This window comes from Bradyrhizobium sp. MI1.7 (assembly GCF_055811795.1).
The window spans coordinates 23,984-36,692 of sequence record NZ_JBVVPO010000012.1 but is presented as its reverse complement, the minus strand read 5'-3'; the positions used below and the strand labels follow the sequence as shown (position 1 = coordinate 36,692).

Here is a 12,709-nt window from a genome sequence, read left to right as displayed (position 1 = left end):
GTCAGGCCGCCTTTCGTTCCATGACGATGCTGCCGGCACCGTCGATATGGGCGTCAAAACTGTTGGAGACGAAGGTGGACGTTTCGTCCTCGGCGATCACGGCGGGACCCGCAATGGTCGCGCCCGGTGCCATGTCCTCGCGGCGATAGAGCGGGATCTCGATCACTTCCCCCGCGCGTCCGTCGAAGAATTTGCGGCTGCCCGAGGCCTTGCCGGCGGGCTTGCGCGCAACGGAAGCGACGACGGAAGGATTGTGCGCATCGGTGGTCGCGAGCACCGACCAGCTCAGGACCTCGATCGCGGCGCCCGGGATCGGCCGCTCGAACATCGCCGAATAGTCGGCCTCGAACTTCTGGCGCAGGCCGGCGAGATCGGCCGATGTCAGCCGCCGGTTCGGCAGCTCGACCGAGATCTCGTGGCCCTGTCCGACATAGCGCATGAAGGCCGCGCGGCGTTCGCGCACCGGCGCACCGGCCGCGCCCGGCTCCACCAGCGCGCGCGCTTCAGTCACCATCTCCTGGAGCAGCTCCGAGACCCCCTCCGTGTCGAAATCATCAAGGCGGACATGGCGGCTGCGCACCAGCTCATAGGCAATGGGAGCAGCCAGGAAGCCGACGGCCGAGCCGACGCCGGCATTCGAGGGCACGATGACCCGCGAGACGCCGATCTTCTCGGCGACACGCGCCGCATGCAGCGGCGCGGCGCCACCGAAGGCGATCAGCGTGTGCTGGCCGACGATCTCGCCGCGCTCGACCGCATGCACGCGCGCCGCGCTCGCCATGTTCTCGCAGACGACCTCGTGCACGGCATAAGCCGCAGTTTCCGCCGACAGGCCGAGCGGCTCGCCGACGGCGCGCAACAGCGCCGCCTTCGAAAGCTCCGGGCTGAGCTTGATCGTGCCACCCGCAAAGGCATCAGGATCGATCATACCGAGCGTAACGTCCGCGTCCGTCACGGCCGGACGCTGGCCGCCGCGGCCGTAGCAGGCAGGTCCCGGCTCCGACGAGGCGCTCTCGGGACCGACGGTGACGCGCTTCATCGCATCGACATGCGCGATCGAGCCGCCGCCGGCGCCGATCTCGACCATCTCGATCACGGGGATGCGCACCGGCAGGCCGGAGCCCTTCAGGAAGCGTGCCGCGCGATCGACCTCGAACACGCGCGAGGTCTCGGGCTGGTATTTTTCGATCAGGCAGATTTTTGCGGTCGTGCCGCCCATGTCGAAGGACAGCACCTTGCTCTCGCCGAGCCGCGCTGCGATCTGCGCCGCGAAGATCGCGCCGCCGGCGGGACCGGATTCGACGAGGCGCACCGGAAAGCGCCGCGCCGTCTCGATCGAGGTGACGCCGCCGCCGGAGGTGACGAGATAGATCGCGCCGCGGAACTGCTCGACCTGCAAGGCATCCGCCATGCGGGCGAGATAGCCGTCGATCAGGGGTTGCACATAGGCGTTGGCGACCGCGGTCGACGTGCGCTCGTATTCGCGGATCTCCGGACACACCGCAGAGGACACGGTCACGGAGATGCCGGGCATCTCCTCGCTGAGGATCGCGGCCGTGCGGCGCTCGTGCTCGGGATTGGCGTAGGAGTGCAGGAAGGCGATCGCAACGCTCTCGACGTTCAGCGCGCGCAATTTTGGCGCGAGTGCACGCACTGCCGCCTCGTCCAGCGGGAGGCGAACGGCGCCGTGTGCGTCGATCCGCTCCGGCACGGTGAAGCGGAGCGACCGCGGCGCCAGCGGCCTCGGCTTGTCGATGCTGAGATCGTACTGGTCATAGCGGCTCTCGGTGCCGATATCGAGCACGTCGCGAAAGCCGTCGGTCGCAATCAGCGCGGTCTTGGCGCCGCGGCGCTCGATGATCGCATTGGTCGCGAGCGTCGTGCCGTGAATGAAGACGTCGATGTCGCTCATATGCGCGCGCGCGTCAGTGAGAATGAGACGCATGCCATCCAGCACCGCCTGCTCGGGCCGCTGCGGCGTCGTCAGCACCTTGCGCGTCTTGCGATCCTGCCCCACGTCCAGCACGATGTCGGTGAACGTGCCACCGATATCAACGGCAAGCCGCACCTCGGCTCCCTCAAGCATTCCAAATTCTCCGTGCTGATCGACAAACTGTGCGAAAACCGCAGCAATTTTCATACCAGCGACAACGCCCGGGGTGAAGCGTCCGAGCCGTTTTGCGTGGCACCTATGCGGTAGAAGGGTGCGGCCCACGCGCTCAGAGCAGGAATGCAAGCGCCGCCTCGCAGCGCTCCTCGACCTTGAGCGTGAGGAGATCGTCGGCGCGGGTGCGTCCGAGATTGACCGCGGCGATCGGGATCTGCCGGTTCGCGGCAGCCTGCACGAAGCGGAATCCGGAATAGACCATCAGCGAGGAGCCGACGATCAGCATGGCGTCGGCCTGCGCCAGATGATCCTGCGCGGTGGCGACCACATCGCGCGGGACGTTCTCGCCGAAGAACACGACGTCGGGCTTGAGGATGCCGCCGCAGGCTTCGCAGGCGGGCACCTTGAACGAGGAAAAATCCGCATGCTCGAGATCGGCGTCACCATCAGGCGCATCGGCGGCGTCGAGCGTCAGCCATTCCGCATTGGCACGGCCGAGCCTATCCTGGAATTCGTTGCGCGGGGTCTTCGCTCCGCAGCCCATGCAGCGCACCAGATCGAGCCGGCCATGCAGGTCGATCACCTGCCGGTGGCCGGCGGATTGATGCAACCGGTCGACGTTCTGGGTCAGCAGCATCTCGCAGCGCCCGCTCGCCTCGAGACGGGCGAGCGCATGATGCGCATCGTTCGGCCTCGCCTGGCCGAACCGCCGCCAGCCGATCAGGCTGCGCGCCCAATAGCGCTGACGCGTAGGCTCTTCCGACATGAAGGCCTGAAAATTGACCGGCTGGGTCCGCTTCCAGTTGCCGTGGCTGTCGCGATAATCGGGAATGCCCGAATTGGTGCTGCAGCCGGCGCCGGTCAGCACGAACAAACGTTCGTGCCGGCCGACGAAATCTTCGAGCGAACGGTTTGCCTGTGGAGGGTTTGCCATGGCGCAGATGTAGTTCACGCCGTGTCGTTTTGCCAGATCACTCCCGCGCCAGCAGCTCGAAGCCGGCGATCAGTTTTTGGCCTGCGTCAGCCCGAGCAGGTCGGCCAGAGCCTCCACGCCTCCCATCTTCATGACGGGGCACATTGGCAAACCAGTGACCGCTACCGGGCGGCGTTCCAATCGGATCAGGCGCGCCGGTGAAATGCCGGCGGCAACGGCTCGCGCACCAGTTCGCTGAGATTCAAGGTCTCCCCGCTTTCCGCGATGTCCGAGAACAACACCTCGACAAACGGATGCTGACGGTTGAACGCGGTGCCCCGCTGGTATTTGGCGCTCACGATGCGCTCAAGCGCGGCAAAGTTCCGTTTCCCAAGCGCGCTGTATTGCTTCCGGAACAAACTCTGACGTCCGCCACTGTGCTCGATCGATTCGGCCCAAACGTCCATCACCTTGCGACTGACGAACGCCTCGACTTCTCTCGTGCCTTCCTGGGCAAGAAGCCGCAGACCGTCCATGGCATGCGGCTGTTCATCGATACGGAATTTTGTCAGTGCCATCTGGATCCTCCTGTTGTTTGCGTCCATATGCTTCGCGAACCGCGCCTCTCGCTCAGCCCCTGAACATGTCAGATCTTGGCGGGATCGGCGTCGTGCCTATGCTTGTGAAGAAACCGGGCAATCTGCCCACGGAGCGCCGCCGTATCCAGCAATGTCCCAACCGATCCGGCGGTATCGAAGATCTCCCGCTGGAGCGTCGTCGGCAATGAATTCCATTGCATGATGACGGCCGCACCGAGACAGCGCAAAACGCGCTCTTCCTCCGCCGCGAGGGCTGCGCCGCGCAGTCGCTCCGTCCCCCCGGCATTGACTGCATCCACGTATTGGTCCGCGAGCATCTGCTCGTTGTCCGCGCGCGATGTGTGGCTATCCTGCAGTTGTTCGAATTTGCGCGTATCGGCTTTGCCGGGCGAATTCCTCGCCAGTTCGCCATACGCGGCCGCTTTTGCACGATACTGCAGAAATTTAAACATGCGGGCTCCTTCAACAGCGATCCTTCGCCGCCGAGAAATACGTGAGGATTTCAGCGGCATTTCCGAGAATCGCTGCCCGGCGCATTGCCACCGTGCGCTTGTCTCCCGACGGCATCTTGCGGGCAAGGTCGAGGGCGTTGATCGCCCTGGCGCTCAACTCGCAAGCCAAAGAGGCCGGGATCGATTCTGACGAGCTGCTCGCTTGAGCCGATGGCGAAGGCACGCCAAGACCGGCTACCATTGTATGAGCATCGCTGCGGCGATCAACACCACGAAGAAAACCGGTAGCAAGACCGGAGGTACGAGCCACTCGCGAAGGCTGAATCTAGGGGAATCCGACATACTGACCGCCTGTTGGTTCTGGCGGGAGCGCAATGCTCTCAGTCACCGATGACAGCCGAGGGGCGCGCGGTGATAAACTGTATCTAGTGATCCCTTCGCCGAATAGCGAGGCTTATCAAGAAACTATTTGTCGCGATCGGCATTGAATCGGATTGCTGCCCTGTTGCCAAATCTTCATTTGAGAGAGGCGCAACCGGCGCGTCTTCGTCTGGACGGAACGTCCGTGTTCCTGACGTACGCGGGTCGAGCGTCGGCCACCCGGCGAGCTCCGACTCAAACGGCGAAAAGGCCGGCGCGCGGCACCTGCAACCTGATCGGCCTGAACCATGATCGACTTTCCAAATCACAGCCGCTCGTATGATCGGACGCGGCATGCCGTGCGGTTCTGGGGACACGACAGCGCCATCGAGGCCTCGTTCTTCATCGACGAAGACGCATTGAAGCGGATTCAACCGGGCACCCGTTCCAGCGAATCGGGATTTCTGATCGCGTTCGATTCCAACCGCGACTTGATATGTGCGGCTGCGGCCAGGAAGTATGTCCGCGGCAGCCGGGGCTCCTACGACCTGCTCGCAGCAGATTTTTGAAGCGTTCGGCATGGGATGATGAGTTCGTGGTTTCGGTCGTGAATCCACGTTTCTAGCTCGCCCAGTTCTCGCGAAACTCGGGGAACAGCGTCAGGCCTCCGCAGGCGTAAATGGTCTGGCCCGTAATGTAACTGGCGTCATCCGAGGCGAGGAAGGCGAACACGGCGGCGATCTCTTCCGGGGTGCCGACCCGTCCCAGCGGAATGTGGCTGGTGACGACGCCGCGCTTGGCGGGATCACCCGTCCAGGCCGCGTTGATCGGCGTGTCGATCGCACCGGGGCCGACCGCATTGACGCGAATGCCGCGGCCGGCGAATTCCAGCGCCAGCGTGCGTGTCAGATTGGCGATGCCGCCCTTGCTGATCGAGTAAGCGAGATAGCCGGGCTTCGGAATGATCTGGTGGACGCTGGAGCAATTGATAATGCTGCCGCCTCCGCCGCGCGCGACGAAGTGCGCGAGCGCCTTCTGCGCGCAGAGCACGGCGCCGTTGAGATTGACGTCGATGATGCGGCGGTAGGTGTCGATGTCGAGCTCCTCGCTCGGCGACTCCCGCTGGAAGCCGGCATTGTTGACGAGGCAGTCGAGCCGCTTCCAGCGCGAAAGCACTGTCTCGAACATCGCGGCGACTTCCTGCTCATTGCTGACATCGGCCCTGACGACGACATGATCGAGCTTGCCGTGGCCGCGGTCAGCCGATCCTGTCCTTGCGAGCGCGAGCGTCTCCTCGGCCCTCTCGGGGTGATCGACATAGTTGATGGCGACGGTCGCGCCCTCCTGCGCGAGCCGAATGGCGATGGCGCGGCCGATGCCTTGCGAGGCACCGGTCACCAGCGCGTATTGGCCGACGAGGCGGGAGGAAAACGGGGTCGAGCGATCGGTCTGCGGCATGAACTTTCTCCGGGGATGCTTCATCATGGACGGAACCGGCGTTTTGTTCCATCCCGCTTGCGCATCGCAGGGATTCACCCGGCGCGGCGCGCGAGCGGCGAGGTCAGGATCTGGTAGAGAATGATGGCGCCGAAGGTCGCCGTGCCGATCCCGCCGATCGTAAACGCGCCGAATTTGAACGTGAGGTCGCCGGCGCCCGCGGTCAGCGCCACGGCGACGGTGATCAGGTTCGCAGGATTGGCGAAATCCACCTTGTTCTCGACCCAGATCCGTCCGGCCATCGCGGCGATCAATCCGAACAGCACGATCGAGAGGCCGCCGATGACGGGGCCGGGAATCGACAGGATCAGTGCGCCGAACTTCGGCGAGAAGCCGAGCAGGATCGAGACCGTGGCCGCGAATGCAAACAACAGTGTCGAATAGACCTTCGTCGCCGCCATGACGCCGATGTTCTCGGCATAGGTGGTGACGCCGGTGCCGCCGCCGCAGGCCGCCACGATGGTCGCGAGGCTGTCGGCGAACAGGGCGCGGCCGAGATAGCCATCGAGGCTCCGGCCCGTCATCGCGCCGACGGCCTTGATGTGACCGAGGTTCTCGGCGACGAGGATGACCGCAACCGGCGCGATCAGAAAGATTGCATCGGCCTGGAAGGTCGGCGTGGTAAAGCTTGGCATGCCCAACCACGGCGCGGCCGCGAGCTGCGCGAAGTCGATCGGCTTGCCGAAGCCGAGGCCGTTTGCGAACAGCAGGTACAGGAGATATCCGCCGATCGCACCGAGGATGATCGGCAGGCGGCGCCACAGGCCTGGAGCGGCAACGGCCACCACGCCGATGATCAGAACCGTCGCGAGCCCGATCCAGGTGTCGAACGCGTTGACGCTCACCGCCTTGACCGCCACGGGCGCGAGATTGAGGCCGATCGCGGCGACCACGGCCCCGGTGACGGCCGGCGGCATCAGGCGCTCGACCCAGCCAACGCCGGACCACATCACGATCAGCGCGATCACGCCGTAGAGCACGCCGGCGCCAACGATGCCGCCGAGCGCGACGGAGAGATTTGGATTCGGCCCCTGCCCGGCATAGCCGGTGGCGGCGATGACGACGGCGATGAACGCGAAGCTCGAGCCGAGATAGCTCGGCACGCGCCCGGCGACGATGACGAAGAAGATCAGCGTGCCGATGCCGGAGAACAGGACCGCAACATTGGGATCGAACCCCATCAGCAACGGCGCGATGATCGTCGAGCCCGACATCGCTACGCAATGCTGGAGACCGGAGACGACGGTCTGGCCCCATGACAGCCGTTCCTCCGGCATGATCACGCCCGAGGCCTTGAATTTCCAGCGCGGAAAATAGCTCTGCGGCTGCTCGTCCGAGCCCATCGTGGTTGTCATATTCCCCCCGTTGCGGTGCAGCGACCGATCTTCGTGCGATCCGACAAAAATGTGATTGTCGCTTCTGCGGCGACCATCACATGATGCGAGTCATGCAAGATTCAAAGCTTGCAAAATCCAGATCATGCAGAATCAAAAATCAATGCGTTCCGGGGCACACACTATGACACAAGTCGCGATCCAGCCAGCCGTCCATCGCCGGCATCAACCCTGGTACAAGATCCTCTACATCCAGGTCCTGATCGCGATCGCACTCGGGGTGCTCATCGGCTATTTCTATCCTGATCTCGGCAAGGAGCTGAAGCCGCTCGGCGACGGCTTCATCGCGCTGATCAAGATGATGATCGCGCCTGTGATCTTCTGCACCGTGGTGCACGGCATTTCCTCGATGGGCGACCTCAAGCGCGTCGGCCGGGTCGGGCTGAAGTCGCTGATCTATTTCGAGACGGTCTCGACCGTCGCGCTCGCCATCGGCCTGCTGGTCGGCGAGATTCTCCAGCCCGGGCACGGCTTCAACATCGATCCCGCCACGATCGACCCGAAATCGGTGGCGACCTACGTCACCAAGGCCAAGGAAGAGGGTATCGTCGCCCATCTGATGGCGATCATTCCCGACAGCTATGTGGGCGCGATCGCGCGCGGCGACCTGCTTCAGGTGCTGCTGATCTCGATCCTGTCGGGCTTCGCCATCGCCTTCCTCGGCAAGGCCGGCGAGCCGATCGCGGAGGCGATCGACAAGGCCGCGAAAATGTTCTTCGGCATCATCCGCATCATCGTGCGCGTCGCGCCGATCGGCGCGTTCGGCGCGATGGCGTTCACCGTCGGCGCCTACGGCCTCGGCTCGCTGCTCAACCTCGCGGCCCTGATCGGCACGTTCTATCTCACCAGCATCCTGTTCGTGTTGATCGTGCTGGGCTCGATCGCGCGGCTCTCCGGCTTCTCGATCCTGCGCTTCATCGCCTACATCAAGGACGAACTCTTGATCGTGCTCGGCACCTCCTCGTCGGAAACGGTGCTGCCGCAGATGATCCAGAAGATGGAGCATCTCGGCGCCTCGCGCTCGGTGGTCGGCCTCGTCATTCCGACCGGCTACAGCTTCAACCTCGACGGCACCAACATCTACATGACGCTGGCGACGCTGTTCCTGGCGCAGGCGACCAACACCCATCTGACGATCTGGCAGGAGCTCGGCATTCTCGGCATCGCCATGATCACCTCGAAGGGCGCCTCGGGCGTGACCGGCGCCGGGTTCATCACGCTTGCCGCGACGCTCTCGATCGTTCCCGACATCCCGATCCAGTCGATCGCGATCCTGGTCGGGATCGACAAGTTCATGAGCGAGTGCCGCGCGCTGACCAACCTGATCGGCAACGGTATCGCCTGCGTCGTCATCAGCATCTCCGAAGGCGAGCTCGATCGCGAGGCTCTGCACGAGACCATGGCTCATCCGCTGGAGATGGGCGAGGCGCTCGAACCGGGCGGCAGCGCGGCCTCGTAGGCCGCGCCACGCAGCCCCGCTGGGGGCAGGGCGTCGGGTTCTTGTTGTCGGGCCTTAGAGAGCAGTGTTGGCGACCAGCTCGACCCTGCGCGTGATATCGATCGCCTGCAGGAACGCCTCGTCGTGACTGACCACGAGCAGCGCGCCGTCATAGGCCCTCAAGCCTGCCTCGATGGCTTCGATGGACTCGATGTCGAGATGATTGGTCGGCTCGTCCAGGATGAGCAGGGACGGCGGCGCCGCCCCGCCTAGAACGCAGGCGAGGCCCGCACGAAACAGCTGTCCGCCACTCAGGCTCCCCACGATCTGCGCGGCGGCATCGGCGCGAAACGCGAACCGGGCCAGGGCAGCATGGCACTCGTTCGCGCTCGCTTTCGGATTGAGACGCCCGAAATTGTCCAGGATGGAGATCGCGGGATCGAGCAGGCTGACCTTCTGGTCGAACAGCGCGAAGTCCGGCCTGACCCGCACGGTGCCCGCGAACGGGCGCAACTCGCCTGTGACGAGCTTGAGCAACGTTGTCTTGCCGGAACCATTCGGCCCGACGACCCCGACGCGCTCCGGGCCGACGAGCGTGAGTGAGAGATCGCGCAGGACCGGCTGCTCCGGCTGATAGCCGGCGTTGACGCGATCGAGCCATACCACCTCCCTGCCCGCCGGCAGGCCGGTCGGGGGCAGCTTGACCGACAGCGGCTGGCGAATCTCGACGCGGCGGCGAGCCGTGTCGACAGCCTCGATCGCCTCCGCGCGCCGCCGCTCGGCGATCTGCGCGGTCTTTCCGCCGCTGTCCTCGCTGCGGTCCTTGCGTGCACCGGCGAGAATGCGCGGCATGTCGCCCTTGGCGCGCTTCTTCCTGCCGCCGCTGTCCTTGCGCGCCTTGCGTTCCGCTGCCTCCTGCGCCTTGCCGTCGATCTCGGCGAGATGCTTCTCGGCATGCGCAAGGTCGTGCCTGACGGCAGCGAGCTCGATGGCCTTCTGCTCGCGGTAACTGCTCCAATTGCCGCCGTACCGTCTTGCCCCGAGCGATGTCATCTCGACGATGGCATCCATGGTCTCGAGCAGGTCGCGGTCGTGACTGACGACGATCGCCCCGCCCCGCCAGCCTGCGAGCAGATCGACCACTGACTTACGTCCATCCCGATCGAGATTGTTGGTGGGCTCATCGAGCAGCAGGAAGTCCGGCTCGGCGAAGACCAGCGCGGCCAGACGGATCCGCGTGACCTGCCCGCCCGACAAACGATCCAGCTCCGTGTCGGTATCAGGATCGAACCCGACACGCGCGAGCGCGGACGCAAGCCGCGCTTCGAGCGTCCAGTCGACGTCGGTGACTTCGTCGGCGAATGCATCGCCCCGCTCGGCACGGCGAAGCAGCTCCAGCGCTGCGCGCGCGCCGAACAGATCGATCACCGCGGCGCCCGCAGGAAGCTGGACGTCCTGGCGGAGCATTCCCACGGTTCCGCTCACGAGAACGCGTCCCGCTTGGGGAATGTGCTCTCCGGTGATCGCAGCAAGCAGCGTTGTCTTGCCGACGCCGTTGCGGCCGACGAGACCAGCCCGTTCGGCACCAAATGTCAGGTTGAGGTCGGAAAGGAGAGGACGGCCGTCAGGCGTGGACAGCGAGAGGTTCGACAGAATAATCGATGCAGGCATGGAATTCCCCGTGAGCAAGGCGGATGGGCGTTGCGGTCGGGGTGAAATCCATGGATGCGAAACTCCTGATTGATGTCTCGCTGATAATCCCGTCGGGCGCCGAGATCAAGGTGCATTCCGTGCGACGCGTCCGGGCCGATCAGCAAAGCATCACGAAGCTGTTGATGGACGCTGCATGGGGCATGCGGTAAGGGGCAAAAAACAACGTGTCTCAACCAAGAGGCCATCTCTTGAGCGGCAAGCCGAATAGCCCCCTCGCCCAACTGCTTCAGCAAGCCTTTCTGGCGCTACGTGCAAAGCAGTTCGACATTGCAAGGCAGCTTGCGACCGAAGCCCTGAAATCAAATCGCACCGACCGGAATGCCGTGCTGATCCTCGCCCATGCCCTGCTCGGCCAGGAGCGTGCGGAGGAAGCGATTGCGCCGCTGGAGAAAGCCGCGAAGCGCAATAGCGATCCCGAAATCGAGACGCTGCTCGGCCATGTGCTGTGTGCCGCGCGGCGCAGAAGCGATGGACTGGCGCAACTGCGGCGAACCACAGCGCGCCGTCCGCCCTATCTGCCCGCGTTCCAGGAGCTGGCGGGCCAGCTTGCGAACGCCGGCGAGGTTGGCGAGGCGGTCGGGATGATCGAGCAAGCCCTCGCGCTCGCCCCGGCCAGCGTCGATCTGCAACTCGACCTTGGCCGCATGCATGTCCGGAATAACAATCGCGCCAAAGCGCGTACCGTGCTGACCGCGGCGCGCGCGATCGGGCCGGGACGCACCGATATCCTGACCGAACTTGCCTGGGCCGAGCTTCTCGACGGCGCTTATGCCGAGGCCGCCGACACCTACCGTCACGCGCTCGGGCTTCGCCCGGACGACGCTCTCTCCCGCGCCAATCTCGCGATCTGCCTGATGGAGATGGGCGAACGCGATGGCGGCGAGGCGGCGCTGCGGTCCGTGTATGGCGGACGGCCGCAGATGCTCAGCCGCGCCGCCCTCACACTCGCCGCCTCGTCGCACGGCCGCTTCTTCTTCCGCCCGAGCGCCGCGGCGAAATTCCTGGGAGCCAGGCCCGAGCGGGCTACGCCCTGAATTTCCGCCGGTACAGACCCGGCTCGCGCTTCAGCGCGGCGCGCAGGGCGTGGACCTTCTGCGCTTCATCCTCGGTGAAGGCCGAGGTCTGCCGCGTCCAATCCTCACGCTTGACCGGAATGCATTGCGCGATCGGTGTGCCCTTGGGCAGCACGCCGCGAAAGCCCGTATTGTGCCAATGCGCCGGAAAGTGGATCCAGCTGTCGCGATAGCGATCGCAATCGACGAGGCCGCTCAGCGTGATGAACGGCAGGTCGAAGCGATTGACCGGATGGGTGAAGAACAGCGAATAGCCTTCCGGCGCCTCGATGGTCCAGAGATTGTGAAACTTGATGACGAAGCGATCGGCCTCGAACAGCGGCGAGCCGGTGAGCTGGCCCTGATCGTGAAAGCTGATCGGCGAGCGCGGAAAATCGATCTCACCGCCGGGCGGGATGTCGTTGTCCCAGCTGATCTCGCCATCCTCGACCCTGATATCGCAGATTAGCGGGATCAGGAAACCGCATGTCATCGCGTCGATGAACGGCGGGCAGCGCTTGACCGTCTCGTCATCCTGCTGATTGAGGGCACTGAAGGCCGTGGTCGGCATCGCCTTGAGCCAGTCGGGAACGCCGAGATTCGCCGGCACCGGCTGCGGCAGCAGGCCTTCGAGTTCTCCGGGGCAGCGAAATTTGATCGCGAGCTTGTTGTTATTGTTCTGCGAGGACATTGGGCATTCCAGCCGAGTCCCCTACTGATAAACGGAAACTGCGGCGCGTCAAAGCGCCGCAGCTAATCCAGACCATTACATCTTCGTCATGTTCGGATCGACGGCTCTCTTCACGAGCCCGTGAGAAGAGCGCAATCAGCCCTTGAGCGCAGTGACCACCACCTCGATCAATGCACCGCCGCCGAGATCGGCAACGCCGACCGTGGCGCGCGTCGGCAGGTTGTCACCGAAGAATTCAGTCCAGACCGCGTCCATCTCCTTCTTCTTGGAAAGATCCGTGACGAAGATCGAGGTGCTGACGACGCGCGACTTGTCGGTACCGGCTTCCTTCAGATAGCCGGCGATCTTGCCGAGGATGTTGCGGGTCTGGTCGCCCATGGACACGGAAGTGTCGTCGGCGATGGTGCCACCGACGAAGACGAAGCCGTTGGCCTCGACGGCGCGGTGCATGATGGGCGTGCGGATGCTGCGGGTGATGCTCATGATGTCCTCT

The 12,709-nt window shown here is 64.4% G+C and carries 14 protein-coding genes; 4 read left to right on the top strand and 10 right to left on the bottom strand.

What is annotated here, in order from left to right; translation table 11 throughout:
• Position 1: 1 nt before the first annotated feature.
• The 5 genes from AC0L3X_RS14025 to AC0L3X_RS14005 all read right to left on the bottom strand — a co-directional run bounded on the left by AC0L3X_RS14025 (position 2) and on the right by AC0L3X_RS14005 (position 4,312).
• Positions 2-2,086 (bottom strand): hydantoinase/oxoprolinase family protein, encoded by a 2,085-nt coding sequence (locus AC0L3X_RS14025; protein WP_473316473.1) that lies wholly within the window; start codon positions 2,084-2,086, stop codon positions 2-4.
• 133 nt (positions 2,087-2,219) lie between these two features.
• On the bottom strand, positions 2,220-3,041 hold the full coding sequence (locus tag AC0L3X_RS14020; RefSeq protein ID WP_028151461.1) for an NAD-dependent protein deacetylase: 822 nt from the start codon (positions 3,039-3,041) through the stop codon (positions 2,220-2,222).
• Positions 3,042-3,226: 185 nt separating this feature from the next.
• Positions 3,227-3,598, bottom strand: coding sequence for a signal transduction histidine kinase (locus AC0L3X_RS14015; RefSeq protein ID WP_187387922.1), 372 nt, complete (start codon positions 3,596-3,598; stop codon positions 3,227-3,229).
• Between the two features lie 68 nt (positions 3,599-3,666).
• On the bottom strand, positions 3,667-4,071 hold the full coding sequence (locus AC0L3X_RS14010) for a hypothetical protein (RefSeq protein ID WP_063981068.1): 405 nt from the start codon (positions 4,069-4,071) through the stop codon (positions 3,667-3,669).
• Between the two features lie 10 nt (positions 4,072-4,081).
• Positions 4,082-4,312 (bottom strand): hypothetical protein, encoded by a 231-nt coding sequence (locus AC0L3X_RS14005; protein ID WP_084794963.1) that lies wholly within the window; start codon positions 4,310-4,312, stop codon positions 4,082-4,084.
• Between the two features lie 427 nt (positions 4,313-4,739).
• Between AC0L3X_RS14005 and AC0L3X_RS14000 the strand changes: the two genes are divergently transcribed.
• Complete coding sequence (locus tag AC0L3X_RS14000; RefSeq protein ID WP_063981067.1) at positions 4,740-5,000, top strand: DUF1488 family protein; 261 nt, start codon at positions 4,740-4,742, stop codon at positions 4,998-5,000.
• 52 nt (positions 5,001-5,052) lie between these two features.
• On the opposite strand, the gene AC0L3X_RS13995 is transcribed toward AC0L3X_RS14000, so the two are convergent.
• Positions 5,053-5,889 carry an SDR family oxidoreductase gene (locus AC0L3X_RS13995; protein WP_063986088.1) on the bottom strand — a complete coding sequence of 279 codons (837 nt, stop codon included), beginning with the start codon at positions 5,887-5,889 and terminating at the stop codon, positions 5,053-5,055.
• Positions 5,890-5,963: 74 nt separating this feature from the next.
• Positions 5,964-7,283: a solute carrier family 23 protein gene (locus tag AC0L3X_RS13990; protein ID WP_063981066.1), complete on the bottom strand. Its 1,320-nt coding sequence runs from the start codon at positions 7,281-7,283 to the stop codon at positions 5,964-5,966.
• A 163-nt stretch (positions 7,284-7,446) separates the two neighbouring features.
• Between AC0L3X_RS13990 and AC0L3X_RS13985 the strand changes: the two genes are divergently transcribed.
• Positions 7,447-8,781 (top strand): dicarboxylate/amino acid:cation symporter, encoded by a 1,335-nt coding sequence (locus AC0L3X_RS13985; protein WP_071909716.1) that lies wholly within the window; start codon positions 7,447-7,449, stop codon positions 8,779-8,781.
• Positions 8,782-8,835: 54 nt separating this feature from the next.
• Here the strand turns inward: AC0L3X_RS13985 and AC0L3X_RS13980 are convergent, their stop codons facing one another.
• Positions 8,836-10,431 (bottom strand): ABC-F family ATP-binding cassette domain-containing protein, encoded by a 1,596-nt coding sequence (locus AC0L3X_RS13980; RefSeq protein WP_063981064.1) that lies wholly within the window; start codon positions 10,429-10,431, stop codon positions 8,836-8,838.
• A gap of 23 nt (positions 10,432-10,454) precedes the next feature.
• On the opposite strand from AC0L3X_RS13980, the gene AC0L3X_RS13975 reads away from it, so the two are divergent.
• The gene (locus tag AC0L3X_RS13975) at positions 10,455-10,622 is read left to right on the top strand and encodes a hypothetical protein (RefSeq protein ID WP_187387921.1); all 168 of its coding nucleotides are present in this window, start codon (positions 10,455-10,457) and stop codon (positions 10,620-10,622) included.
• A 39-nt stretch (positions 10,623-10,661) separates the two neighbouring features.
• Positions 10,662-11,507: a tetratricopeptide repeat protein gene (locus tag AC0L3X_RS13970; protein ID WP_084794962.1), complete on the top strand. Its 846-nt coding sequence runs from the start codon at positions 10,662-10,664 to the stop codon at positions 11,505-11,507.
• Here the strand turns inward: AC0L3X_RS13970 and AC0L3X_RS13965 are convergent.
• Both AC0L3X_RS13965 and AC0L3X_RS13960 read right to left on the bottom strand, forming a co-directional pair.
• Positions 11,497-12,216 carry a hypothetical protein gene (locus AC0L3X_RS13965; protein ID WP_063981063.1) on the bottom strand — a complete coding sequence of 240 codons (720 nt, stop codon included), beginning with the start codon at positions 12,214-12,216 and terminating at the stop codon, positions 11,497-11,499. The genes AC0L3X_RS13970 and AC0L3X_RS13965 overlap by 11 nt on opposite strands.
• A gap of 135 nt (positions 12,217-12,351) precedes the next feature.
• A complete protein-coding gene (locus tag AC0L3X_RS13960) occupies positions 12,352-12,699 on the bottom strand; it encodes a RidA family protein (RefSeq protein WP_063981062.1) in 348 nt (115 codons plus the stop codon).
• Between the last annotated feature and the right edge of the window lie 10 nt (positions 12,700-12,709).